The 24,865-nt window shown below is 62.5% G+C and carries 25 protein-coding genes and 3 tRNA genes; 16 read left to right on the forward strand and 12 right to left on the reverse strand.

What is annotated here, in order from left to right:
* Positions 1 to 191: 191 nt before the first annotated feature.
* On the reverse strand, positions 192 to 461 hold the full coding sequence (locus tag NKK50_RS04835) for a DUF2798 domain-containing protein (protein ID WP_023667468.1): 270 nt from the start codon (positions 459 to 461) through the stop codon (positions 192 to 194).
* Between the two features lie 47 nt (positions 462 to 508).
* A complete protein-coding gene (locus tag NKK50_RS04840) occupies positions 509 to 1,393 on the reverse strand; it encodes an NmrA/HSCARG family protein (protein ID WP_023702467.1) in 885 nt (294 codons plus the stop codon).
* A 117-nt stretch (positions 1,394 to 1,510) separates the two neighbouring features.
* Here NKK50_RS04840 and NKK50_RS04845 point away from each other — a divergent pair, with 117 nt between their 5' ends.
* On the forward strand, positions 1,511 to 2,404 hold the full coding sequence (locus NKK50_RS04845) for a LysR family transcriptional regulator (RefSeq protein ID WP_023833715.1): 894 nt from the start codon (positions 1,511 to 1,513) through the stop codon (positions 2,402 to 2,404).
* A 167-nt stretch (positions 2,405 to 2,571) separates the two neighbouring features.
* Here the strand turns inward: NKK50_RS04845 and NKK50_RS04850 are convergent, their stop codons facing one another.
* The 3 genes from NKK50_RS04850 to NKK50_RS04860 form a co-directional block, all read right to left on the reverse strand.
* Entirely contained in the window at positions 2,572 to 4,185 is a 1,614-nt protein-coding gene (locus NKK50_RS04850) for a DEAD/DEAH box helicase (protein ID WP_031203971.1), read from the reverse strand.
* Positions 4,186 to 4,377: 192 nt separating this feature from the next.
* A complete protein-coding gene (locus tag NKK50_RS04855) occupies positions 4,378 to 5,145 on the reverse strand; it encodes an NAD kinase (RefSeq protein ID WP_023715779.1) in 768 nt (255 codons plus the stop codon).
* Positions 5,146 to 5,588: 443 nt separating this feature from the next.
* Complete coding sequence (locus tag NKK50_RS04860; protein ID WP_352543140.1) at positions 5,589 to 8,564, reverse strand: caspase family protein; 2,976 nt, start codon at positions 8,562 to 8,564, stop codon at positions 5,589 to 5,591.
* Positions 8,565 to 8,847: 283 nt separating this feature from the next.
* On the opposite strand from NKK50_RS04860, the gene NKK50_RS04865 reads away from it, so the two are divergent.
* The 4 genes from NKK50_RS04865 (at position 8,848) to NKK50_RS04880 (ending at position 12,860) form a co-directional block, all read left to right on the forward strand.
* Positions 8,848 to 9,882 carry an extracellular solute-binding protein gene (locus NKK50_RS04865; RefSeq protein ID WP_023715777.1) on the forward strand — a complete coding sequence of 345 codons (1,035 nt, stop codon included), beginning with the start codon at positions 8,848 to 8,850 and terminating at the stop codon, positions 9,880 to 9,882.
* 97 nt (positions 9,883 to 9,979) lie between these two features.
* Positions 9,980 to 11,407 carry an amidase gene (locus NKK50_RS04870; RefSeq protein WP_027050435.1) on the forward strand — a complete coding sequence of 476 codons (1,428 nt, stop codon included), beginning with the start codon at positions 9,980 to 9,982 and terminating at the stop codon, positions 11,405 to 11,407.
* Between the two features lie 69 nt (positions 11,408 to 11,476).
* Positions 11,477 to 12,166, forward strand: coding sequence for a TetR/AcrR family transcriptional regulator (locus tag NKK50_RS04875; protein ID WP_023725772.1), 690 nt, complete (start codon positions 11,477 to 11,479; stop codon positions 12,164 to 12,166).
* 166 nt (positions 12,167 to 12,332) lie between these two features.
* Positions 12,333 to 12,860: a DUF2569 family protein gene (locus NKK50_RS04880; RefSeq protein WP_245260196.1), complete on the forward strand. Its 528-nt coding sequence runs from the start codon at positions 12,333 to 12,335 to the stop codon at positions 12,858 to 12,860.
* 126 nt (positions 12,861 to 12,986) lie between these two features.
* On the opposite strand, the gene NKK50_RS04885 is transcribed toward NKK50_RS04880, so the two are convergent.
* Positions 12,987 to 13,062, reverse strand: a tRNA-Thr gene (locus NKK50_RS04885).
* 158 nt (positions 13,063 to 13,220) lie between these two features.
* Between NKK50_RS04885 and NKK50_RS04890 the strand changes: the two genes are divergently transcribed.
* The 3 genes from NKK50_RS04890 (at position 13,221) to NKK50_RS04900 (ending at position 14,247) form a co-directional block, all read left to right on the forward strand.
* Positions 13,221 to 13,403 (forward strand): hypothetical protein, encoded by a 183-nt coding sequence (locus tag NKK50_RS04890; protein WP_023667458.1) that lies wholly within the window; start codon positions 13,221 to 13,223, stop codon positions 13,401 to 13,403.
* 120 nt (positions 13,404 to 13,523) lie between these two features.
* Positions 13,524 to 13,733 carry a hypothetical protein gene (locus NKK50_RS04895; protein WP_023688402.1) on the forward strand — a complete coding sequence of 70 codons (210 nt, stop codon included), beginning with the start codon at positions 13,524 to 13,526 and terminating at the stop codon, positions 13,731 to 13,733.
* A gap of 202 nt (positions 13,734 to 13,935) precedes the next feature.
* On the forward strand, positions 13,936 to 14,247 hold the full coding sequence (locus tag NKK50_RS04900) for a BA14K family protein (RefSeq protein WP_352543141.1): 312 nt from the start codon (positions 13,936 to 13,938) through the stop codon (positions 14,245 to 14,247).
* A 74-nt stretch (positions 14,248 to 14,321) separates the two neighbouring features.
* Here the strand turns inward: NKK50_RS04900 and NKK50_RS04905 are convergent, their stop codons facing one another.
* Both NKK50_RS04905 and bhcR read right to left on the reverse strand, forming a co-directional pair.
* Complete coding sequence (locus NKK50_RS04905; protein WP_023688404.1) at positions 14,322 to 14,738, reverse strand: hypothetical protein; 417 nt, start codon at positions 14,736 to 14,738, stop codon at positions 14,322 to 14,324.
* On the reverse strand, positions 14,738 to 15,556 hold the full coding sequence (gene bhcR, locus NKK50_RS04910; RefSeq protein WP_023667454.1) for an HTH-type transcriptional regulator BhcR: 819 nt from the start codon (positions 15,554 to 15,556) through the stop codon (positions 14,738 to 14,740). Before bhcR ends, NKK50_RS04905 begins: the two co-directional genes overlap by 1 nt.
* Before the next feature lie 203 nt (positions 15,557 to 15,759).
* On the opposite strand from bhcR, the gene gcl reads away from it, so the two are divergent.
* The 3 genes from gcl to NKK50_RS04925 all read left to right on the forward strand — a co-directional run bounded on the left by gcl (position 15,760) and on the right by NKK50_RS04925 (position 19,609).
* Positions 15,760 to 17,541: a glyoxylate carboligase gene (gene gcl, locus NKK50_RS04915; RefSeq protein WP_027050436.1), complete on the forward strand. Its 1,782-nt coding sequence runs from the start codon at positions 15,760 to 15,762 to the stop codon at positions 17,539 to 17,541.
* A gap of 168 nt (positions 17,542 to 17,709) precedes the next feature.
* Positions 17,710 to 18,507: a hydroxypyruvate isomerase gene (gene hyi / locus NKK50_RS04920; RefSeq protein WP_023715773.1), complete on the forward strand. Its 798-nt coding sequence runs from the start codon at positions 17,710 to 17,712 to the stop codon at positions 18,505 to 18,507.
* Between the two features lie 214 nt (positions 18,508 to 18,721).
* Complete coding sequence (locus NKK50_RS04925; protein ID WP_023715772.1) at positions 18,722 to 19,609, forward strand: 2-hydroxy-3-oxopropionate reductase; 888 nt, start codon at positions 18,722 to 18,724, stop codon at positions 19,607 to 19,609.
* 43 nt (positions 19,610 to 19,652) lie between these two features.
* On the opposite strand, the gene NKK50_RS04930 is transcribed toward NKK50_RS04925, so the two are convergent.
* Complete coding sequence (locus NKK50_RS04930; RefSeq protein ID WP_352499661.1) at positions 19,653 to 20,504, reverse strand: TrmH family RNA methyltransferase; 852 nt, start codon at positions 20,502 to 20,504, stop codon at positions 19,653 to 19,655.
* A 210-nt stretch (positions 20,505 to 20,714) separates the two neighbouring features.
* On the opposite strand from NKK50_RS04930, the gene NKK50_RS04935 reads away from it, so the two are divergent.
* Positions 20,715 to 20,799: transfer RNA gene (locus tag NKK50_RS04935), tRNA-Tyr, on the forward strand.
* Positions 20,800 to 20,827: 28 nt separating this feature from the next.
* Positions 20,828 to 20,901: transfer RNA gene (locus NKK50_RS04940), tRNA-Gly, on the forward strand.
* Positions 20,902 to 20,917: 16 nt separating this feature from the next.
* Here the strand turns inward: NKK50_RS04940 and NKK50_RS04945 are convergent.
* Complete coding sequence (locus tag NKK50_RS04945) at positions 20,918 to 21,307, reverse strand: VOC family protein (RefSeq protein ID WP_023695300.1); 390 nt, start codon at positions 21,305 to 21,307, stop codon at positions 20,918 to 20,920.
* Between the two features lie 98 nt (positions 21,308 to 21,405).
* On the opposite strand from NKK50_RS04945, the gene NKK50_RS04950 reads away from it, so the two are divergent.
* Positions 21,406 to 22,293, forward strand: coding sequence for a helix-turn-helix transcriptional regulator (locus NKK50_RS04950; protein ID WP_352499663.1), 888 nt, complete (start codon positions 21,406 to 21,408; stop codon positions 22,291 to 22,293).
* Here the strand turns inward: NKK50_RS04950 and NKK50_RS04955 are convergent.
* Entirely contained in the window at positions 22,290 to 22,766 is a 477-nt protein-coding gene (locus NKK50_RS04955) for a YidB family protein (protein WP_023667447.1), read from the reverse strand. The genes NKK50_RS04950 and NKK50_RS04955 overlap by 4 nt on opposite strands.
* Before the next feature lie 130 nt (positions 22,767 to 22,896).
* On the opposite strand from NKK50_RS04955, the gene NKK50_RS04960 reads away from it, so the two are divergent.
* Entirely contained in the window at positions 22,897 to 23,154 is a 258-nt protein-coding gene (locus NKK50_RS04960) for a GlsB/YeaQ/YmgE family stress response membrane protein (RefSeq protein ID WP_023688411.1), read from the forward strand.
* Positions 23,155 to 23,219: 65 nt separating this feature from the next.
* Here NKK50_RS04960 and NKK50_RS04965 read toward each other — a convergent pair whose 3' ends face one another.
* On the reverse strand, positions 23,220 to 24,107 hold the full coding sequence (locus NKK50_RS04965; RefSeq protein WP_352543142.1) for a DMT family transporter: 888 nt from the start codon (positions 24,105 to 24,107) through the stop codon (positions 23,220 to 23,222).
* 295 nt (positions 24,108 to 24,402) lie between these two features.
* On the opposite strand from NKK50_RS04965, the gene NKK50_RS04970 reads away from it, so the two are divergent.
* Positions 24,403 to 24,865: GTP-binding protein (locus NKK50_RS04970; protein WP_352543143.1), on the forward strand; the 463-nt coding region annotated here is incomplete at its 3' end.

The raw sequence follows: 24,865 nt of genomic DNA on the forward strand, positions 1-24,865 counted from the left end.
TGCCATTTGAGGGCGCTCGGGATCAGGCTCGGAGGACGATCGGCATGAGGGCTGGCGCGCATGAAGGCTGCCCGCATGAAGACAGGTATCTGGTCGCGGAACCCGACAATGGCGCTGCGAGCCGTCAGTCGAAGGTAGAAGCGGCCCGCAAGGGCCGTTTTGCTTGGCATATCGGCCCCTGTAATCAAGGCCTACGAGGTCGGCTGATCGACAATTGCCGCAACGATACGGCGCACGATCGGCAAGACCAGCAGCAGACTTGGAAAGCCCACTAGCCATGATGCTCCCCATGCATACGGCCAGGTCGCCACGAAACCGGTTGTCCAGCCCGCATTGATCAGCGTCGCTACCGCGGAAACAATGCACGACATCAGGATGGAAAGAACGAATGGCATCACCAGCGCATTGTAAGAGGCCGGTAGCTTTCTCGATTTCAAAACCTTGTGGGATGACGGTCGCATCACCTATCTCCTTCTCGAAAAGTGAAAGTATGCGCGGCTGGGCGCAGTCAGGCGGCCTGCGCCATTTGCTGGGCCAGGTTCCGAATAAAGCCGCGCAACGAACGCGGTTCGCGGCCCAGGGCGGCGCGCAATGTCAGACTGTTTCCGCCAAGGCCATAGTGGGCATAGTGGGCGTATATTTTGGCCAGCACCTGCATTTGGCGGTCATTGTAGGGAAGGCGTGCCTCGGCCGCCCACTCGCCAAATGTCGGCTCACCAGAAGAGATGGGTCGGCCAAGTTCCTCACTCATCATCGCAACGATGTCTTCCCGGCTGTGCATGCCGTCAGCGCACAGATCGAGGGTCGCGTAGGACAATCGCGCTTCGGTTAGGGCGATCGCCGCCACCTCAGCGACGTCGCGGTAGTCGACGCGGGCCAGCTTCGCCGTCTTTGGAAACGGTTCCGAGAAAACACCATGTTCAACGACGGACGGCCAGGCCGCTGCGAGGTTCTGCATGAAATTGGCAGGGTGCAGAATCGTATATTCCATCGTCGTCGAGTAGAGAGCAGCCTCGACAGGCACCTTGCTGGCATGGTTCTTCAGTCGCGTATTGGTAGGCTGGATCACCGACGAGAAGACGAACTTTCGAACTCCTGCTCGCGTGGCGGCCTCAACCATGGCAACGCCCATGGCTGCTTCATCGGGAGCAAAAGCCGGCCCAATGTGAAAGACGCCGTCGACGCCCTCGACCGCCCTTTCGAGGCTCTGACGATTTCGCAAATCTCCTGTCGCAACCTCGGATGCCCCTAGCTTCCGGGCCTTTTCGGCATTCGCAGGGTCGCGAACGAGCGCTCGAACATTGGCATTGCGGCGGACAAGTTCAGGCACGACAAGTCCCGCAACTCGGCCTGTGGCACCAACGACCAGAACAGTTGGATTGGCTACTTGCATGACGATTTCCTTCCATCAAGCCTGTCCTCGCGGGACAACTTGCAGAGGTACGACGTCGCAAGTGTCGTTACAATTACCCGTTTTTGCGATATATTATGTCGAATGTCGGGAGAATGCATGAGCCGGATGGACGATTTCGAGGCTTTCATCGCGATCGTCGAGCATGGAAGTCTGACGACTGCCGCACATCGGCTGAACCGCTCGCTGCAGTCGGTCAGCCGGTCCCTGGCGGCACTGGAGCAATCAGTCGGCGTCGAGCTGATCCACAGGACAACGCGTCGCTCGACACCGAGTGAAGTCGGAGCAGCCTTTTTCAACCGGATCAAACCCGCGGTCGACGACATAAACGACGCAAGACTTCAGGCGATCAATCAACGATCGGAGCCGGCAGGCGTCCTGCGCATCGGGGCGCCGGTTCTGTTTGGCCCGAACGTCCTGATGCCTGTCATCGCGGAATACATGCGGACATTTCCCCGGGTCGAGGTCGATCTTCAACTTTCCGATGGATTTGCCGATCTTGGCGCCGAAGGTCTCGACCTGGCAATACGCATCGGCGATTTGCCGGATTCCAACTTGAAAGCCAAACGCCTGGGAGCGTTGCGGCGCGTTGTGTTCGGCGCGCCTTCCTATTTCGCGCGGTGCGACCGGCCGGCCCATCCCTTCCAGCTGAGTGAGCACAGTTGCATCATCAGAACCGCTAACGAGCGTCCAGGTGAATGGACGTTTCAGATCGACGGGAAACCCCGGACCGTGAAGGTCGCAGGCGCTTTTCGCTCCAATCTGATGACCTCGGTCTATGCCGCCGCAATCCACGGACTGGGTTTGGGCTTCTCGCCTCTGTGGCAGATAACACATTTGGTTGACGACGGTCTCGTCGAACTGGTTTTGACGGAATTCGAGCCGGCACCGGTGCCGATCCATGCCTTGTGGCAGGAAGGCCGGTCATCTTCGGCCAAGGTTCGGGCATTTTTGGATTTATTGGCATCCCGCCTGGAATTGAAAAGCCTGTAGCATCGACGGGCTATTTAAGCCCTCCAGGCCGGAAGCGATCGGGTAGATCGAGCCTGTCTTGCGATTACCGCGCATGGCGCCGACTGATCCTGGAGCGGGCTCCAGATCTCACATCCCCGTCGCGTCCAGGCAAGCCGCGCGTCCTCGGGACGCCGCGGCTCATGGGATCAGACCTTGGCGACGATCTTCATGAAGGCCGGCATGTCGTCGCCGAAGCCGACGGTGCCGTCATTGTCTTCACCGCGGTTGTTGCCGCGGGCAGGGCGGCTGTTGCTGGCGCGCTGCGGCCTTGTGTCGCCGCGTTCCGGGGCGCGGTTCTCGTTGTTGCGATCGGAGACCTTGCGGTCGCTGTTTTCGGAGCGGATCGCTTCCTTGCGCTGATGCCGTTCGCCGATGTCGGCGACCGCGGCCTCGGCTACCACCGGCTGTTCCTCGCGCGCGGCATCTGCCGCCGGCGCGTCGTCGCTGCGCTTGGCATGGCGTTCGCGCGGCTTGCGCTCGCCACCGTCCTTGCGATCATGGGGCTTGCGGTCCTCGTCCTTGCGGCCGGCGCGGCGCGGAGCGCCACGGCCACGGCGGGGCGCTTCGTCCTCGCCGCCTTCGCTGGCGACCACGGTCGACAGGTCGCCGTCATGCCACTCGATCTTGTTGCCGATCAGCCGCTCGATGGCGTCGATGTATTTGGTGTCGGACTTGGTGGCGATGGTGAAGGATTTGCCCGAGCGTCCGGCGCGGCCGGTGCGGCCGATGCGGTGGACATAGTCTTCGGCGTGGATCGGCACGTCGTAGTTGAAGACGTGGCTGACGTCGGGAATGTCGAGGCCGCGCGCGGCGACGTCGGACGCCACGAGATAGCGCAATTTGCCATCGCGGAAATTGGCCAGCATCTGCATGCGGGCGCGCTGGTCCATGTCGCCATGCAGGGCGCCGGCGTCGAAGTCATACTTCAGCAGCGAGCGGAACAGCTCCGCGACCTCGACCTTGCGGTTGCAGAAAATGATAGCGTTCTTCAGCTCGGCGTCTTCGGCCTTTATCAGATTGCGTAGCGTCTCGCGCTTGTCCCACGGCTTGGAGCCGGACTTGACCAGGCGCTGGATGATGTTGGTGGCAGCGGATGCCGCCTTGGACACCTCGACGCGCACCGGCGCATGCAGGAATTTCTCGGTGAGCTTGGTGATCTCCGGCGGCATGGTCGCTGAGAAGAACAGCGTCTGCCTGGTGAACGGGATCATCTCGCAGATGCGCTCGATGTCGGGGATGAAGCCCATGTCCAGCATGCGGTCGGCCTCGTCGATGACGAGGATCTCGACGCCGTTGAGCAACAGCTTGCCGCGCTCGCGGTGATCGAGCAGACGGCCGGGCGTGGCGATCAGCACGTCGGCGCCGCGCTCCAGCTTCTTGTCCTGCTCGTCGAAGGAGACGCCGCCGATCAGCAGCGCGATGTTGAGCTTGTGGTTCTTGCCGTATCTGATGAAATTCTCTTCGACCTGCGCGGCGAGCTCGCGCGTCGGCTCGAGGATCAGCGTGCGCGGCATGCGGGCACGGGCCCTGCCTTTTTCGAGGCGGGTCAGCATCGGCAGCACGAAGGAAGCCGTCTTGCCGGTGCCGGTCTGTGCTATGCCCAGAATATCCTTGCCGAGCAAGGCATGCGGGATGGCGCCAGCCTGGATCGGCGTCGGCACGGTGTAGCCCGCATCGGTGACTGCGGAAAGGACCTTGGGCGACAGGCCGAGGTCTGAAAAGGTCAACGCTTCTAGAGCGGTCGTGGTGTCTGAGGACAAGAGTTGCTGTCTTTGGCTGGTTCGGGGAAGCGCAACGGCATCCGTCGCGGCAAGCACAGCGTGCCTGCAAGATTGGTATTGCGATTAGGCGCAAGCCCGCGATTTGTCAACAGAAACGGGCGGGATTGGCACGATTGTGAAAACGTAAGCTTAATCGCGATGCTTAATTAGGTAGTCACTCTTTGCGCCGGCTCAATAGCGAAATTGCTCGGCGAGAATGCGTTCGTTCCACGAATGGTTGGGATCAAACAGCAGCGTCGCCGTCGCAGTCGGCGATTCGCGGACCGTTACGGAAGCCACCGCCTTGACCTCGGTGTGGTCGGCGGCGGTGTTCACCGGGCGCTTTTCCGACTCCAGAATATCGAAGCGTACGGTCGCCTTGTTTGACAACAAGGCACCCCGCCAACGGCGCGGCCGGAACGGGCTGACCGGGGTCAGCGCGAGCAACGGCGCATCCAGCGGCAGGATCGGCCCGTGCGCCGAAAGATTGTACGCGGTGGAGCCGGCCGGCGTCGCGATCATCACGCCGTCGCAGTTCAGTTCCTCGATGCGGACCTGCTCGTCGACGGTGATGCGGATCTTTGCCGTCTGGTAGGACTGACGCCACAGCGCCACCTCGTTGATGGCGAGTGCCGAAACCGTCTCGCCCTCATGCGTCAACGCCAGCATTTCCAGCGGGCGGATCGTTTCGGCGACGGCGGCCGCGATGCGCTCGGTGAGGCCCCCGACGCGGTACTCGTTCATCAGGAAGCCGATGGTGCCACGGTTCATGCCGTAGACCTTCTTTCCCGTGCTCATCGTGTCGCGCAAGGTCTGCAGCAGGAAGCCGTCGCCACCCAGCGCCACCACCACCTGGGCGTCGTCGAAGGATGCCTGGCCATAGCGGGCCGACAGGCTCTCCATCGCCGCCTTGGCATCGGCAGTGTCGGAGGAGACGAAGGCGAAATTGGCTTTGCTCATGACATTCCGATGGCGGTCGGCCGATGGCGGTCGGCGGCGGTTGCGTGGGGTAGCATGGGCAAGCGCATCTGCAAAGGGAGGCATCGTCGGCGCAGTTGCGGCCGCGGCGAAACGAAATCGGCGGCTCGCGCTTCATGTCGCCGGAACGGCGAATGTGATGGTTAAGTGCGAGCTTAAGCACTCGTAAAGCCTGATCGATCATGTTAGCCGACAGAGGATGGGTGGCTGGGGGCTAGCCAGTCGAGACCTGTATATTGCCGGTGACACGCCTGATTATCGTCTTCCTGATGCTGGGAAGCTTCGCCCTTCTCTTTGCTGAGCTTGTACGGCATTCCGAAGACATGAGCTCCAGGCCGACGGCCTCACGCTGCGGCGACGCCGGCGTGCCATGCCCGCAAAACGCGTTGTAGGCTGAAGCCAATCTGCCAACGACGATCCATCGCTCACTGCGCGACGATCTGAAGATTGGCGTTGCCGTAGAATGTGTAGGCGAGATAGGTCGGATCGCCGGTCTGGTAGAATTCTCTGCGGACATCCTGCAGGATCTCGGCCAGATAGACCGGCCTGTCCTTGATCCGCGTGCTGATGCCACCATAGAAATCGGTCGAGAAGGCCGCTGCCGCGCGGTCGGTCAGTGGCCACATGCCGCCGATGAAGCCGGAAGCGCCGCCCGCCAGAACCGCCGGACCCCAGCCCTGCACGAAGCCGCCGAGCATCTGGGAACGGCCTGTGTCGCAGGCGTTGAAGAAGTAGAACGGATTGCCCTTGCCATGCGCGGTGGCGACCAACGCAGCCCATGTATCCGGGTCGAGCGACTGATCGACGAGATCGATGGCAAAGACCGGCCGGCCGCTGCCCGGTTGGTTGACCGCGCCATGACCGGAGAAATGAATGAAACCGGTCGAGACTTCACCGACCAGTTTCTCGAAAGAGGTGAAATCGCCATCGAAGCGGCGGTAGCCGTAAAGCTTGCTCAGCGCCGCGATCTCGTCCTGTTGGAAGCGCAGCGAGCGCTTGTCGACATAGGAGGGCGCGACAGCCGCGACGCCGGTGAAGGTCATGCGGTCGAGCGGGTTGTCGACCTGTGAGGCACTGCTGCGCGGAGCCCAGCGCGCCAGCCGATAGCCCATGCCGAGAAAACCGTCGGCGGTGGCGCCGTCGACGCTGCGCGGGCGGATCAATTCCCAGGGCAGTGTCGGGCTGTTCGAGGTGATCTGGATCGAATGCAGCTCGCCTTTGCCGCGCAGCGACCAGAACACGTCCTTGAACGCTTTCGGCACATAGTCGCGGTAGAGCGCATCGCCAAAACCTTCGGCGGCGAGCGTGACAAAGCGCTTTTGCGTCCCCGGATCGCTGCTTGCGGCAGGCTGCTGCAGCGATACCGCGCCGCGCAGGCTCAGGCCGAGCTGCAGCAGGCGGCGATATTCGGAGTCCAGCCATGCCGCCATCTCAGGTGGCGTCGAGAACGTATCGGTCACCGGACCGGCCAGATGCGGCGAATGGATGATGATCTGCCCCGAACCCAGCCCGCTCGGATCGTCATAGAGTATGGTCACGTCGAGATCGGGGACGTCATCGCCGGCTGCGCCGCCGAGCGTCACATTGCCAGGCACCGCCGGCTGCGGCGCCGCTGCGGCCAGCATCAGCATGGCAGGTGCTGCGGAGCGTTCGGCTGTGGCGCTCGGAGCGGCTGCCTCGACAGGCGCTGTGCGACGGATGACAACGGACCGCGACGCCGATCCGAGGAACCTCCCGGCGCTGTAGATGCGTGCGATGAACTGGGACGGCTTGCTGTCCTTGGCGATCGGCCGCGCCTTGACGTCGAAGCGGACGAAGTCGCTGTCGCCCTGGCGGTAGAGCGTCGTCCGTCGGCTCCATTTGTCGCCGTCGGTGAGATCGAAGCCGGAGGCGAACAGATCGATGTCGATCGGCCATTGCTCGGCTCCTGCCGGCATCGCCATGGCCAGGGCGCCATCTTCCGTCACCGACGAGCCCGGCGCTGCCTTCACCTTCACTTCGGGCGTGAATTGCTCTTCGGTAAGGGCGATCGAAACGGTCACCGTCTCGCCGGCGACAATCTCATCCGGCGCATCGATGGTTGGATGGCGCACCACTTCGACAGCGCCCGTCTCGGGTTGTGGAAGGGCGCCGCCGGAAGGAGGGCTTTGCGCCTGGTCGATGGGCGGCGGCGCTGGTTTCGGTGGCGCCTGCGCCTCCGGCGGACTTTCGGCGCCGGTCGCGGGTGGCGGGGCCGATGTCATGCCGTCCTCAGGGGGGATCCCTGCCTTATCGGGGGGCGGTTCGGCGCCGGTGGCTCCGCCATCCTGCGGATAGGTCCCGCCGAGATTGTTCTGGGCAGCGGCCGCAGCTGCGTCTTCAAGACGTTGCTTTTCCTCTTCGTATCGTTGCCGAGCCTGCTCTTCCTGCAATTGGCGCTGCTGTTCCTGGCGTTTGTATTCCTCGTAGAGCGCCGCCTCCTTGGCGCTGTCGCCCATCGCGGCATCGGGACTGCCGGAGCCCGGGGCAACGTCCATGGGGTAGGGCTCCTGACCGCTGCCATCGGCGTAGTCGCTGCCATCAGGCTCCCAACCGCCACTCCCGGAGATGTAGCCGCCGCTCGCCATCGCCGGCGGTGCCGGTTCCGGCACAAGCGGCAGCGCCGGTGCCGCGCCGGCCACCTGGTCCGGCGTCAGCACAAAGGCAGCGTCTGCCGAGCGGCCATATGCCATCCATGGCCACTGGGCGCCTGACGTTTTGTCGATAGTGGTTTGCCTGACCGAGGCGAGGATGATGGCTATGTCCGCGCCGCGCTTGACCAGCGCAGCGGTGAGCGCATCGGCAAATACGGTGACGGGGCGGGCTTCGTCCAGTGCAACGGTTCCGGGTTTGGCCGACAGAGCGACGATGGCGTGGGTGAGGGGATCGACCGCAGCCAGACCCTGCATCACGCCGGAAGTAGGGTTGTGGCCATCGCCGGGATTGTCGAGCAGAACCACCTTCAATGTCGGGGTTGCCTCGAGCGCCTGCATGAACAGATCGAGGGGCAATGCCGTCTGGTCGACCGTTTCCTTTGAATCGATCCGGGTGCCGCGCGTCAGTAAATAGTTCCTGCCGTTGGCCTGCGCGGTGTGGCCGACATAGTAGAAGATGCCGACGGAGTCCGGATTGGCCAGGGATTGGGCGAAATCATGCATGGCGCGCGCGACATCGGCGCGGTCGCCATCCGACACCTGCCGGACGGTGAAGCTAAGCGATCGTAGTGTCGCTGCAACGAGTTCGGCACTGAGGTCGGCGTTGGCGATTGCCGGTGAGCCCTCAGAGGCCGGATTGGCGACAACCAGCGCTATCCGCGCTTCGCCGCGCGCAGCGGAGAAGAGCGCCATGGTCATCAGCAGCACGACCGCCAGAAAAAGGCGCATGACCGTGATCCAAGCCCTGCAGGCTGCGGCGCTCACGCCACGGCTTGCCCCAATTCATCAATGGCCCAACCTTGACCATATCATGTCGGCTTCGCCGGCGCACTGCCGGTGCCGATCATGCAGTTGTGTCGCAAAAGATATTGACTGTATGTTTAGTAATTAATACCGTTGCCGAGATACCGAGTTGGTCAGCCGGCATTCGCCGGTGAATGATCACCAGGACGAAGGGAACTTAGGGACTCGAGGCGCAATCCCGCCGGTCCCAACAATGGGAGACACAAGCATGCAGTTGAAATCGACCGCCACGGCGCTCGGCCTGTCGCTGCTGGCGATGACCGGCATTGCCCGCGCCGAGGGCGAACTCCAAATCTACAATTGGGGCAACTACACCAGCCCGGACCTGATCAAGAAGTTCGAGGAAACCTACAAGGTCAAGGTTACCGTCACCGACTACGACTCCAACGATACGGCTCTGGCCAAGGTCCGCCAGGGCGCTTCCGGCTATGACATCGTCGTTCCATCGGCCAGCGTGATGCCGATCTGGATCAGCGAAGGCCTGCTCTTGGAAACCGATCCCAACACGATGGAGAACTTTAGAAACGTCGATCCGAGATGGGTCGACGTGCCGTTCGACCCCGGCCGCAAATATTCGGTGCCGTGGCAATGGGGCACGACCGGCATCTCGGTCAACAAATCGGTCTATGCGGGCGATCCGAACACCTCGGCGATTTTCCTCGATCCGCCGCCGGAACTCGTGGGCAAGATCAATGTCGTGCCCGAAATGGGAGACATCATGTTCCTCGCCATTGCCTATGAGGGCGGTAAGTACTGCACCGACGACAAGGTGCTTTTGAAAAAGGTGCATGACAAGCTCATCGAGGCGAAAGCGAAATGGCTGTCGCTCGACTATGCGGCCGTCGACGGTCTCGGCAGGGGTGACATTGCCGCCGGCGTCAACTGGAACGGCATATCGCTGCGCGAGCGGCTGGAGAACGACAAGATCGTCTACGGCTATCCCAAGGAGGGCTTTCCAATCTGGATGGACAGTGTCGCGGTGCTCAAGGATGCCAAGAACGTCGAGAACGCCAAGCTCTTCCAGAATTTCATCATGGACCCCAGGAATGCAGCGATGATCTCGGCCTTCGCGCACTACGCCAATGGCATCAAGGGCTCCGAGCCCTTCCTGCCGGCCGATATGAAGGGCGCGCCCGAAGTGGATGTTCCGGCCGAATTTGCCGACAAGGGCCAATTCATGTCGGCCTGTCCCGCCGACGTCCAGGCGCTCTACACCAGGATCTGGACCGATCTGCAGAAATAGCAGCGCCGCCGGCCGAAGCTGACCAACATCGGGCCGCGCATCGCGGCTCGGCCATCCCCAATGCCAGATGCCGTAAAGCCGCCGCGGGAGATTTTTTATGTCCGATCTCGACCTTTGCTACATGCCGGCCAGCGAGGCGTTGCGGCTGTTCAAGGCGAAGAAACTGTCGCCTGTGGAACTGATGCAGGCCACCATCCGCCGCGCCGAGGCAACCAAGGCGACGATCAACTGCCTCACCTTCACGCATTTCGACGAGGCGATGGATCTCGCCAGAAAAGCCGAGGCGAAATACGCCAGAGGCGCAAGGACCGGCGCGCTCGAGGGCCTGCCGATCGGCATCAAGGATGAGAGCTACATCAAGGGCAAGCCGACCTCGCATGGCTCGCTGCTGTCCGGGGACGCCATTGGCGGCCATACCTCGACCATGAACGAGCGTGTCATGAAGGCCGGCGGCATCGTCCACGCCCGCACCGCGACGCCCGAATTCAGCTGCGCCGGTTATACCTGGTCGAAGCGCTGGGGCGTCACGCGCAACCCCTGGAACCCGGATTTCACGCCGGGCGGTTCGTCGGGCGGTTCGGCGGCAACGCTGGCCTCCGGCACGTCGTCGATCGCAACCGGCTCGGACATAGCGGGCTCAATCCGCATCCCTGCCTCGGCCTGCGGCCTGGTCGGTTTCAAGCCGCCTTACGGCCGCAATCCCGATGAGGCGCCGTTCAATCTCGATTTCTACTGCCACACCGGGCCCTTGGCCCGAAACGTCGGGGATGCGATCCTGCTGCAGAACGTCATGGCCGGGCCGAGCCCGCTCGACATCGCCACGCTGCGCCCGAAACTGCGCCTGCCGCTCGACTACAAGCCGATCAAGGGTTGGAAGATCGCATTCTCCATGGATCTCGGGTCCTTCGAGGTGGATGCGGACGTGCGCAAGAACACGCTCGCTGCCTGCGATGTGTTCCGCTCGCTCGGCGCCACCGTCGAGGAGGTGGACCTCGGCTGGGGCGACGAGGTGCTCAAGGCCGGCATGGCCTATCTCGAACATCTCTTCGGCGCCTCGCTGTCGCCGCTGCTCGCCAAGCACGGCAAGGACATGACCAGCTATGCCAGGCAGTTTGCCAACGACGGGCAGAAGTCGAAGGCCACGGACTTCGTCGCGACCTTGGACGTGGCGGCCAGGATGTATCTGACGCTGGGGCCGTTGCTGGAAAAACACGATGTGCTGATCTGCCCGACCAATGCGCTTCCCGCAGTGCCGGCGGAATTCGATCAGACCAAAGGCAAGGTCGAGATCAATGGACGGGAGGTGAACCCGTCGCTGGGCTGGGTGATGACGACGCCGTTCAACATGCTGAGCCGCTGCCCGGTTCTGTCCGTGCCGTCGGGCCGCGCCGCCAACGGCGTGCCCACCGGCATCCAGATTGTCGGCCGCACCTATAGCGACGCCGACGTGTTCCGGGCGGGTATGGCCTATGAGACGGCTCGTGGTCAGTGGTACACGAATGCCGGGACACGCCCGGCGCTGTGAGTCCGCAGGGCGCCGGCATCCCAAGGCAGCGGCGGGATGTTTCGGCCGCCGGGGAAAGGCCTGACGACAATGGCGCAACGCATAGCCACTCCGGATGCGGGAAAAAGCAAGGCGGCCAAGGGTGCGGCGAACGACGCTGCGCCCAAGGACCGCCGGCGCGAGCGCGGCGAAGCGAGCATCCAGCGCATCATCGACGCCACAATCGAGCTCATCGCGGAGGAGGGGCTGGCCAGCGTCACCATGCAGCGCATCGCCGAGCATGTCGGCTCGTCCAACGCACTGGTGGTCTTTCATTTTCGCAGCAAGGAGAACCTGTTCCGAGCCGTCCTGCAATATCTCAGCGACCAATATGACGCGCTGTGGCTGACGCTGGTGCGGGCGCCCGGCCTGTCGCCGGTCGAGCGGGTCTTGGGCGCGGTCGATTGCGCGCAACGCTTTGCCCGCCAGCATCCGAATTGGGTGTCGGTCTTCGTCGTGTTCTCCAGCGACCGCAAGAGCATGCAGCTCTACAACGAGATAGGCCTGCCCAGCGATCTCGCCTACACGGCCGAAGCGCGCGAACTGCTGATCGAGATTTCGCGCAGCGGCGGTTACACCGGCGTCGACATAGACACGCTGTCGGAGAGCCTGAATTATCTGGTTCACGGCGCCTGGTATTGGGACCATCTCAACCCGTCCAGCCGCGACACCGACGTGCTGCGCAAGACCATGCTGCTCCTGCTGCACCAGGCCTTTCCGCGGCATTTTGACTTGGGGTGAGATGCGGCCATTGCGAGCGACGAAAGCGTCCTCTGCAAACCTAAACCCGAAAATCTCTACGATGCCTTGATCTCTGTAAAAACGCTTGCACAATCCAGAGGTGCGAGCTAAACAACCCAGGGATGCATTCGAGGGTGGGTAAATGTGGCATTGGGCGATACTTCTGTTGCTGATTGGCGTGCCGGTTTTCTTCGCCGTCCGGTCGTCGCGCAAATCCTCACAGAGCCCAGATGACCTCGTGGGGTTCGGCGGCTGGCTGATCCTGCTGGCGATCAGCCTGTCCCTTTCGCCGTTGCGCACACTTGTCGATATGGCCAGTCTGGTCAAAACCTACCAACAGCTTGTTACAGTGCCCAACGGGGCCTTGGCCATCTATGGCGAGGCAGCCCTCAATCTGGCATTTCTGGTGCTTCAGCTGGTCGTGCTTGTTTCGATGCTGCGGCGAAGCCACCGCTTTCCGCAGCTGTTCATATGTCTGTGGTTCGCGATCCCTCTCTTATTCGTACTGGACACAGTTTGGATATCGACTGTTCTGGGTGTCCCGGTAAACCGTTTGCTTGCCGGAGGAGCTCTGGTTACACCTTTGGCATCCTTCATAGTCACAGGGATCTGGGCCGCCTACGTCTACAGGTCGGTTAGGGTGAGGAACACGTTCGGCGATACGGCAGCCATACAGGCTGCCACATTTTCCTAGAAGGTCCGACGGCTGCGAGTTGGCCTGATGTCGTGCTGCCAGCTCCGCCGAATAGAACCGTCGGCAGTCCTCCTTCGACTAACGAGCTTCGAGTGGCCTGCCACCCGAAGCTCGAAGAGCGAAAGGTGGTGCCCCCGGACGGAATCGAACCGCCGACCTTCGGTTTACAAAACCGCTGCTCTACCAGCTGAGCTACAAGGGCACGGCGCTCCGGTTAGCATATTTCGTGCGCCAGTAAAGACAAAACTCCGTTTTCGATCGCTAATGGACCCCGCCGAGGTGGGCGGGCCGCCATGCTGAAAACCGCCAATGCGATCCCTACATATCTCTCAGGTGCAAACGCATCGAACGGGGTGTCGCATGATCAGACTTGTCATCATCCTGCCGCTTGTCGTCATTGCCTGGCTGCTTGCGGTAAAGCTCATCAGGGACGTGAAGAGCGCCAATGTCGACTGGACCGGCATCGCCGCCATCGTCGGTTTTATCGCGATGGCGTTTTGGCTGCGGCATGTGACTGGGATGGGGATGAATGGTGAATGGTGAATGGGCGAACGCCTTTCGGACCATTGACTACTCACTACTCGCTCAAAACCTCGAACCTTTCACCACGTCACCGCGACTGATCTCCAGAGGCGAATGGTCGCCTCGATCAAGGAGATCATCATGTTGAAGCGCAGTCTTACTTCGGGCCTGGTCGCCATCTTCGTCGCCACCGGCGCGCTCGCCGGTACCGTGCAGTCGTCCTCCGCTCACAGCCATCATCACCACCATCACAAGCACCACGACAAGCCCTCTTGGTGGTGGAACCATCAACACAAGCACCATCACCACAAGCATCATCATCACCACGGCAAGGTGATCATCTTCCTTTGAGCGAGACGACCTGCCTCGCGGAAGGGCGGCTTCGGCCGCCCTTTTTTGCGTTGAGCGCTCGATCGATCAGATCTTGGTTTCCATCGGCTGATTTCCGGCCTTCAAGAAAATCCCAAATTCTTTCGAACCTTTTTCCGCGCCGAAACGACAGATGATCAAGAGGCGGATGGATCGCCTCTCGCAACGAAACAAGGAGATCGTCATGTTCACGCGCAAAATCGCTTCTGCCCTCATCGCCAGCACCGTCGCCGCCACCTCGCTGGTCGGCACCGTCCAGCCCTCGGCCGCCCACAGCCATCACCACAACCGCGAAATCGGCATCGGCATCGCCGCCGGCGTCGGCGGCTTCGTGCTCGGCAGCCTGCTCAACCAGCAGCCCCGCACCGTCTATGTCGACGACGAGGGTGGTTCCTGGCACGTCCGCCGCTGCGCCAATCGCTACTACGCCAGCTACGATCCGTACTCCGACACCTATGTCGGCTATGACGGCTACCGCCACTATTGCCGCCTCTAAGAGGAGGCTCCCCACAAGAAGGAGGGGCTGTACGCAGCCCCTCTTTCCTACATTTGAGCGCGTGGCAGTGTCAGCTACGGTTTGGAGATCGGTAATCCGGCTGCATGGCAGGTGCCGACAACACCACCGCTCGCATTCAGCGATTGATCGCCCATGGCGATGAGTTCGAAGCTGCTTCCTTCATCCGGATAGATCTTGGCGGCGAACGGTTGGTCTGTTGTATGACCACCGGACGATGACTTCGCGGCGACATGGCCGCAGACCACGATTTCCCGGCGGCCGTTGAGCGTCCGCTCGCCGGCGCGCATCGTCCCGAATTTGGCGGATACAGGATCCTGCAAATGCTGGCGAATGCCGATCGTGATTGTCTCCTCCAAAGCGAGCGAGATCGGAATCTCGCTGACTTGCTGGGAGACAGGGGCGGGTTCGGGCGCCGTCGCCACGCATCCGCACAGTGAAGCGGCGAGCAAAAGCTGAAGCGTTCTCCGCATTATGATCGGAACCCGCCGATCATCCTCGTCACCTCAGCGGCGGCGTCGCGCACCAGCGGCCCGATCTCGTCCAGCCGCTCCATCGTCACCCGCACCGTCGGTCCGGAGACCGAGACACCGCCGATCGGCTCGCCGAACTCGTTGAAAATGGCGGCGGCCACGCAGCGCATGCCGGGATGCCGCTCCTCGTCGTCGACCGACCAGCCACGGTGCTTGATGACAGCCAGGTCATGGGCCAGCGCCGAAATGTCGGACAGCGTCTTGTCGGTGAAGCGCTGCAGGCCCGACTTGCGCAGGATGGCGGCGACGCGTTCCGGCTCGAGCTGCGCCAGCACCGCCTTGCCGATGCCCGAGGCATGGAAAGAGCTGCGCGTGCCCGGGCGGAAGAAGGCGCGGATCGCCTGATGGGTCTCGACCTGGCTGACGAAAACGACGCAATCGTCCTCGGCGACGCCGAGATTGGCGGTTTCACCGGTCTTCTCCATCAATTCCTGCATGACCACGCGGGCCCGGTCGACAAGCTTGCGGCGGCGCAGGAAGGCGGCACCCATGCGGTAGGTCTCGACGCCGATCGACCACAGCTGGTCCGATGTATCGAACTCGACCATGCCGTGGTTCTGCAGCGTCGTCAGCATGCGGTAGGCGGTGGACGCCGCGAGCTCGCTACGCGCCGAAATCTCGCTCAGCGACAGGCCACTGCCTTCGGCGACGATGGCCAGGATGCGCAAGGCCCGGTCCAGCGACTGTACAGAACCGGCCTCGGACGGACCGTTGAAAGCGCGCGGCCGGCCGCGCTGGCGTTTTTCGCTGGTTTCCATGGCGGCATTGTCGCCGGTTTCGCCGAAATCGCAATGAAAAACTTTTTCACAGATTCTGGTGCCCGGATTCATGAAAAACGGAAAAGCCAGCGAAATCAGTGGACAGGAGCCGTTTTCTAGAAATGAAAAATTATTCTGAAAAAATTGAAAAATGAAAACCATACTGGCATTGTCGGTCGACCAACAATTTGCGGAGGCTGGACATGGCCAGGATGCGCGCTGTAGATGCAGCGGTTCTCGTTCTCGAAAAGGAAGGCGTTTCCTGCGGCTTCGGCGTGCCGGGCGCGGCGATCAATCCGTTCTATTCGGCGCTGAAGGCGAGGGGCTCGATCCGCCACATCCTGGCGCGCCATGTCGAGGCGGCCTCGCATATGGCCGAGGGCTACACGAGAGCTAAATCAGGCAATATCGGGCTGTGCATCGGCACGTCGGGCCCGGCCGGCACCGACATGGTCACCGGGCTCTATTCGGCGGCGGCGGACTCCATCCCGATCCTGTGCATCACTGGTCAGGCGCCGCGGGCACGGCTCAACAAGGAGGATTTCCAGGCGGTCGATATCGCCGCCATAGCCGCACCCGTCGCCAAATGGGCGGTCACGGTCATGGAGCCCTATCTCGTGCCGATGGCGCTGCAGAAGGCATTTCACCTGATGCGCTCGTCGCGACCGGGCCCGGTGCTCATCGACCTGCCGGTCGACGTGCAATTGGCCGAGATCGAATTCGATATCGATGCCTATGAACCGCTGGTCCCGTTCAAGCCGGCAATGTCGCGCGCCCAGGCCGAAAAGGCCTTGGCGATGCTCAATGCCGCGGAAAAGCCGCTGATCGTCGCCGGCGGCGGCATCATCAACGCCGATGCGTCGGATCTGTTGATCGAATTTGCCGAGATAACGGGCGTGCCGGTCATCCCGACGCTAATGGGCTGGGGCGCGATCCCCGACGACCACCGGCTGATGGCCGGCATGTGCGGGCTGCAGACCTCGCATCGCTACGGCAATGCGACGATGTTGGAAGCCGATTTCGTCTTTGGCATCGGCAATCGCTGGGCCAACCGCCACACCGGTTCGGTCGATGTCTACACCAAGGGCAAGAAATTCATCCATGTCGACATCGAACCGACCCAGATCGGCCGGGTGTTCGCGCCGGATCTCGGCGTCGTCTCGGACGCCGGTGCGGCACTAAAGATGCTGCTCGACGTCGCCACCGAATGGAAGACGGCAGGAAAGCTGCGCGACTGGTCGGGCTGGGCGAAGGAATGCCAGACCCGCAAGAAGACGATGAAGCGCAAGACGCATTTCGAGCAGGTGCCGCTGAAGCCGCAGCGCGTCTATGAGGAGATGAACAAGTCGTTCGGCCGTGACACCACCTACGTCACCACGATCGGCCTCTCGCAGATCGCCGGGGCGCAGTTCCTGCATGTCTACAAGCCGCGCAACTGGATCAATTGCGGCCAGGCCGGCCCGCTCGGCTGGACGCTGCCGGCAGCGCTTGGCGTGCGCGCCGCCGATCCGGATCGCACCATCGTGGCGCTGTCGGGCGACTACGACTTCCAGTTCATGATCGAGGAACTGGCGGCCGGCGCACAGCACAAACTGCCGTATATCCATGTCGTCGTGAACAATGCCTATCTCGGCCTGATCCGCCAGGCGCAGCGCGGTTTTGCGATGGATTTCGAGGTGAGCCTGGCCTTCGAGAACGTCAACCGCGCCAACGATCCGGAGGCCGGCTACGGCGTCGATCATGTCGCGGTCGCAGAAGCGATGGGCTGCAAGGCGGTCCGGGTGCGCAAACCGGAAGAGTTCGCCGGCGCGTTCAAGGAAGCGCAGCGGCTGATGAAGGAATACCAGGTGCCGGTGGTGCTCGAATTCATCCTCGAGCGCGTCACCAACATTTCCATGGGCACGGAAATCGACAAGATCACCGAATTCGAGGACCTTGCCGAAAGCCATGAGGATGCGCCAACGGCGATTGTGTTGCTCGATTAGGCGCGCCGATATTCAGGTGAGACAGGCCTGCAAACGGCGCCTTCCTGCGCTTCCGGTGCTCACGTACAGAAAGTACGTTCCGCTCCGGTTTTCGAAAGTCACCGTTTTCGACTCTGCCCGACCTGAATCTCAACACGCCTAGGGCCAAGCAGAAGAAGGAGAAAAAGAATGCCGCGTTTTTCAGCCAATCTGTCGATGCTCTTTGGCGAGCATGAGTTCCTCGATCGCTTCGATGCCGCAGCCCGCGCCGGCTTCAAGGGCGTCGAATATATCGGCCCCTATGATCATACGCCTGACGTGGTCGCGGCCCGGCTGAAGAAGAACGGCCTGACACAGGTGCTGTTCAACCTCCCGGCCGGCGACTGGGGCAACGGCGAGCGCGGCATCGCGGTTTTGCCCGACCGCGCGCCGGAATTCCGGCAAGGCATCGCCAAGGCGATCAGCTATGCCCATGCGCTCGGCTGCGAGCAGGTCAATTGCCTCGCCGGCATCGCGCCGCAGGGCGTGGATCGTTCGGTGCTGGAAAATACTTTAGCCGAGAACCTCGCGTTTGCAGCCGAGAAACTGGAGCAGGCCGGCATCCGGCTTTTGATCGAGCCGATCAACACGCGCGACATACCGGGTTTTTTCCTGAACTATTCGGAGCAGGCGCTGGCGCTGATCGAGCGCGTCGGTTCGAAGAACCTGTTCCTGCAATACGACATCTATCACATGCAGATCATGGAGGGGGATCTCGCCCGTACCATCGAGGCCAACCTCGGCCGCATCGCGCATATCCAGCTTGCGGACAATCCCGGCCGTCACGAGCCGGGGACGGGCGAGATCAATTATCCCTTCCTCTACGAGCATATCGACAGGATCGGCTATTCCGGCTGGGTCGGAGCGGAATACAAACCGAAGGCGGGGACGGAGGCTGGGCTGGGGTGGTTTCGGGAGCTTAACGGGCAGGGGAGTGCCGCGGCTTAGCTGTTACGATTGAAGTCGCGTTCCTTCGCGCCCCCCTCTGGCCTGCCGGCCATCTCCCCCACAGGTGGGGAGATCGGACGTCATCCCGGCTTTCGCTCCCCAACATTGCAGGGTGAGCGAGGCGCCGAAACTGCCAATCTCCCCACAAGTGGGGGAGATGGCCGGCAGGTCAGAGGGGGCGCGAAGGAACTCAGCCTCAACAAAGGAGAAAACAATGGAAACCATCGGCTTCATCGGCCTTGGCATCATGGGCGCGCCGATGGCGGGGCATCTCCTGGATGCCGGCTACGCCGTCATTGCCAGCGACCACCGCTCGAAGCCGCCGGCCGATCTCGTCGCCAAGGGCTTGAGAAGCATCACCGGCCACGCGGCAGTGGCGAAGGCCGCGGATATCATCATCACCATGGTTCCCGACACCCCGCAGGTAGCCGAGGTGCTGTTCGGCGAGAACGGTGTCGCTTCCGGCCTGAGCAAGGGCAAGCTGGTCATCGACATGAGCTCGATCTCGCCGATCGAGACCAAGGTTTTCGCCAAGAAAATCAACGATCTCGGCTGCGACTATCTTGACGCGCCGGTGTCGGGCGGCGAGGTCGGCGCAAAGGCGGCGTCGCTGACCATCATGGTCGGCGGCGAGGACAAGGCGTTCGAGCGCGCCAAGCCCGTGTTCGAAAAGATGGGCAAGAACGTCACGCTTGTCGGCCCGAACGGCGTCGGCCAGACCACCAAGGTTGCCAACCAGATCGTCGTAGCCCTGACCATCGAGGCGGTCGCCGAGGCGCTGGTCTTTGCCGCAAAAGCCGGCGCCGACCCCGCCAAGGTCCGGCAGGCGCTGATGGGCGGGCTGGCGGCATCGCGCATCCTCGAGGTGCATGGCGAGCGCATGATAAAGCGCACCTTCGCGCCGGGCTTCCGCATCGAACTGCACCAGAAGGATCTCAGCCTGGCGCTGGAAGGCGCCAAGGCGCTCGGCGTCTCATTGCCCAACACCTCGACGACGCAGCAGCTGTTCAACTCGTGCGCGGCGAATGGCGGGGCGAAAGAGGATCATTCGGCGCTGGTGCGGGCGCTGGAGCGGATGGCGGGGCATGAAGTGGGTGAATAGTGAACGGTGACGGTAAGAACGCTTTCCATTCAGCATTCACTATTCACTTTCCAAGGAACTTCCGTGCCGCATAAAGGCTCACCGCCGCGGCGTTCGACACGTTGAGCGAGCGGATGGCGCCGGGCATGTCGAGGCGGGCGAGTGTCGTCACCGTCTCGCGCGTCTTCTGGCGCAGGCCCTTGCCTTCGGCGCCGAGCACCAGGGCTATCTTTTCGCCTGAAAAACTCGTTTCGAGTTCGGCCGGCCCGTCCGAATCGAGGCCGATGGTCTGGAAGCCGGCTTCGTGCAGCTGTTCCAGCGCGCCGGCGAGGTTCTTCACCTCGATCTGGTCGATATGTTCCAGCGCGCCGGAGGCGGATTTGGCCAGCACGCCGGATTCCTGCGGGCTGTGGCGGGCCGTGGTGATCAGCGCACCGGCGCCGAAGGCGACCGCCGAGCGCAGGATGGCGCCGACATTGTGCGGGTCGGTGACCTGGTCGAGCACCAGCACCAGTTTGGTATCGCCGAGCGCGTCAAGGCGCTTGGGCTTCAGCGGCTCGGCCTCGATCAGCACGCCCTGGTGGACGGCGTCCGAACCGGTGATCTTGTCGATGTCCTTCGGCTCGACCAGTTCGGCCTTGAACGGCAAAGCGGCGAGGTCGGCGATCGCCAGCCGCTCGGCGGCATTGCGCGTCACCAACATCTTTCTGATCCGCCGGCGCGGATTGTCGAGCGCGGCGCGCACCGTGTGCAGGCCATAAAGCCGCACCAGCCCGTCGGCGGCGTTCTCGCCCGGCGGCACCGGCTGGCGCGGCCGGAAGGCAGGCGCGCCGCCGGCCTTCTCGTCGCGATGGGCGCGACGCAGCTTGGCGTAGTGGGTGTCTTTGGCGGTCTTGGGCGTGTTGTCATTGCTCATGGCCGGCTTCTATAGCCGCGTCGCCGGGCCATGGATACAGGCAGAAAGCCGGCTTGCCGGGTGAGCTGTCAAAATCAGCGCATTTTGCCTTGCGGTGCGGTTGACACCCACTGGCCTTGCCGCCATAAGGCGCTTCGCTGATTTCGGACAAAACCCCGGTTTCGACCTGATCGGCGAGAATGCCTCGTTGCAAGGCTTCGACGGCAGGCTGGAGAGGTGCCCGAGTGGTTAAAGGGGACGGACTGTAAATCCGTTAGCTTAGCTTACGTTGGTTCGAATCCAACCCTCTCCACCACTGCCAGCCCGCGAACCTTGAGGACGATGCGGGTATAGCTCAGTGGTAGAGCAGCAGCCTTCCAAGCTGAATATGCGGGTTCGATTCCCGCTACCCGCTCCAAACTCCCCACTCCGCATCAGATCTCAGCGAATATCTCGACAACGTTGCCGTCGGGATCGCGGAAGAACACTGTCCTGTGGCCCCATTCCTGGTCGGTGAGCGGCAGGACCGGCTGCACGCCCTTGGCCTGAAGCGCCTCGGCGCAGGCAGCGACCATCTCCGGCGCCACCCGGAATGCCAGCTGCAGCGACAGCGCATCCCGCTGCTGCGGCGTGTCGTTGAACATCATGCCGAGGCTGGTTAAGGCCAGCGTGTTCGGGCCGACCCGATATTCGATCCACCTGTCGCCGAGTTCGCGCTGCGGCTCAAATTCCATCACGTCCCCGTAGAAGTGCCGCATGGCGGCCATGTCGCGGGCGAAGATGACGGTGTAGTCGATCTGACGGATTTCATTGAGCGCGTTCATTGTCGAAGTTCCGTGGCTGATGTTGCGATCGCTCGCAACCTAGCTTTCCTTTAAAATGGTACAAGACTATAGCTTATACTGGTATTCACGGTGACAGAATGACGTATGGCGGCCCACGGCACGACGAGCTTGCCCGCTTCCTGCGCGAGCGGCGGGACCGGTTGCCGCGGATCGATGGCGCCAATGGCCGCCGCCGGGCACCGGGCCTCAGGCGCGAAGAGGTCGCCGCCGAGGCGGGGATCAGCACCACCTGGTACACCTGGCTCGAGCAGGGACGGGAGGTGAACGCGTCGCCGCAGGTGCTTCGCTCGCTGGCGCGGGTGCTGAGACTGAGCCGGTCGGAGCAGGCCTATCTCTTCCAATTGGCGCGGCCCGATCTCGATTGGCGAGACCGGCTCGGCGAGCAAGGCCTGCCCAGCGCGCCGCTGCTCAGCCTGCTCGAAGGGCTGACACCGCACCCGGCCTATGTCGTCAATCGCTACTGGCAGGTCGTCACCTGGAACCACCCGGCGGCGGTGCTGCTCGGGGATTTCGAGACGGATGATGAGTGGTCCGGCAGCCTGCTCGCCCGGCTGTTTCTCGACCTGGAATGGCGGCAGCGCTTTGTCGACTGGCCGGAGGTTTCGCGCTCGGCGGCGGCGCAGTTCCGGCTTGCCACTGTCGCCATGACTCGCGATCCGGTGCTGGCTGCGCTGGTTTCGTCACTGGAAGCGGCAAGCGAAGCGTTCGCCACGTGCTGGAACAGCCGCGACATCGCCGAGCCACCGATCTGGCGGAAATCCATCCGGCACCCTGTCGCCGGCGCGATGTCGTTCGATTTCGCCACGCTGCAGCCGGGCGGCCGCGACAGTGATTTCTCGGTTTCCGTCTACACGCCGGTCGATGCGTCGACTGCCAGGCGGTTCGCCGCGCTGGTCGGAGCAACGCCCGACAGCCGCAAGGCGGTGCCGGGCGTGTTTGCGCGTGATGCAGGCGCAGAAGTCTAGCTGTTGAAAGCGGACGCGACCTGGTGTTGCTGCGGCACCTGTCCGTTCGGCGTCAGTCTGTCGACAATGCCGGGCAGGGCTGTGGACAATTGCTTGAGCAACTCCTGCTCGTCCAGTCCGGTCCTTTGCGCGATCTCTCGAATGACCTGCGGGCCGATCGCCTTGCCCAGATCATTGGCGTTGATCGGCTGGTTCTGCCCGGTGCCGACCCATGAGTCAGCAACATTGCCTTGGCCGGCATTCTTGAGCTTGTCGAGCAGTCCGCCCAGTCCGCCAAGCAGGCCGCCGTCGCCTGAGGCCGTGGTTCCGGTGGGGGCTGGCGTTTGAGGCTGGGCGGGCTCGCCCGTCTCTTCGGCACTCGTCTGTTCGGCGCTTCTGCCGCTCAGCATCTTTCCCACCAGCAGCGCGCCGAGCGCGATCATCAGCGGTTTGGTGATGTTGCCGCCGGGCACGGCGTTGTCAAAAAGTCCCATAGGTCAATCCTCCATAACGACCAAGCCCGTCCCGCCGGCTACAATGGACCATGCGGGCGGAATTTCAAGTTGGCTTGAGCTTTTGACAATCATGTGACCATGATCGGCGGGCGGGGAATGGAGAGGAAAAATGGGCATTATCAGCTGGATCATCCTCGGCGTCATCGCCGGCTTTATCGGCAGCAAGATCGTCAACAAGACCGGCCAGGGCCTGATCATGGATATCGTGCTCGGCATTGTCGGCGCCATCGTCGGAGGGCTGATCTTCAGCGCCTTTGGCGCCACGGGTGTGACCGGCCTCAACATCTGGAGCCTGATCGTCGCCATCATCGGCGCGGTGGTCGTGCTGTGGGCCTATCACCAGTTCTCCGGCAAGCGAACGCTTTAGGCGCCAGTCTGCCGACTGGCCGACCGCAGGTCGGCCAAACCTGCTTCGACGCGTTGACTTGAAGGTCAGGCGACGACGGTCAGCCTGCGTTTGCGTTCATCAAGCGAGACGATGGTCAGCCCGCTCGCGACCACCAGCAGGATGCCGCAGACCGCCAGGGCATTCGGGAACTGCCCGAATACCAGCACGCCTGAGATGACCGCCCAGACGGTAAAGCAGTAGTAGAACGGCGCCACCACGCCGGTCGGACCGACGCGATAGGCCATGAAGATGAAGAAATGGCCGAAGATCAGGAAGAATCCGGCGCCGGCCATGAGCAGCAGGTGCCGGGCTTCCGGCATCACCCAGCGCTCGGAAACGAGATGCGCGGCGCCCGCGCCGATGAGCACCACCACGACGGCGGAAATGGCGACGATCATGCCCGGCACCTCGGCCGCGACCCGCCTGCCGGCAAGATCGCGCGCCGCCGCCAATGCCGCGTTGCCGAGCGCCAGCAACGCATAGACCGAGATGCCCTGCATGGTCGGCTGGGCCACCATAAGCGCACCGATGAAGCCGAGCCCGATCAGCGCCATGCGCACGCCGCCGATCCGTTCGCGAAACAGGATGGAGGAGCCGACCAGCATCAAAAGTGGGGTGATCTGCCCGAGCGCGGTCGAATCGGCGATCTGCATGTTGGCCAGCGCCACGACGTAGCAAAGGATCGCCGCCAGCTCGAGCAGGTTGCGGCGCAGCACGCGTTTGTCGAAGATCAATGGAATCTGCCTGCCATAGCCCAGCAGGAACAGCAGGGGCATGCCCCATAGGGTGGCCGCAACCCCGCGCAGGAACAGCACTTCATAGGACGGCAAGCCCGCGGTGGCGAGCTTCATCATCGTGTCGTTGACGAGGTACGACCCCGTCGAAACGATCATGAACAGCGGGCCGCGTATGGAGATCGGTATGAATTGCATGGGGCAACCAAATCAGACCGCCGCCGCAGCGGCAATGGGCCAGGCGCCGGCTGCACATCCGGCAGGCGAATGCCAGGACATGCCGGGAGTTGCAGGCACGCGCTGAGGCCGGCTGCCCCATTTCATTTCCGCTCGCGCGTTCCTATATCAGCGCCACATCCCCGCAATCGGATCATCGGTTGAGACCGAGTGGACAGCGCACCCGGCCAGAAGGCACTTGTGTTTTTCGGCCGTAGTCGCTAATCGCCCCGCATTCGACTGAACTGAAGGTCAAGGCCGTCCAAGGAAAGAGACTATGGCAAAAGGTAAATTCGAGCGTAACAAGCCTCATGTGAACATTGGCACGATTGGCCACGTCGATCATGGCAAGACGTCGCTGACGGCGGCGATCACGAAGTATTTTGGCGAATACAAGCGCTACGACCAGATCGATGCGGCGCCCGAAGAGAAGGCCCGCGGCATCACGATTTCGACGGCGCACGTCGAATACGAGACGGCAGCGCGCCACTACGCCCATGTCGACTGCCCCGGCCACGCCGACTATGTGAAGAACATGATCACGGGTGCTGCGCAGATGGACGGCGCGATCCTGGTCGTGTCGGCCGCCGACGGCCCGATGCCGCAGACCCGCGAGCACATCCTGCTTGCCCGTCAAGTCGGCGTGCCGTCGATCGTGGTGTTCCTGAACAAGGTCGACCAGGTCGACGATGCCGAGCTGCTCGAACTGGTCGAGCTCGAGGTTCGCGAGCTTCTGTCGA

This window comes from Mesorhizobium sp. M0001 (genome assembly GCF_040324255.1).
Taxonomy (GTDB): Bacteria; Pseudomonadota; Alphaproteobacteria; order Rhizobiales; family Rhizobiaceae; genus Mesorhizobium.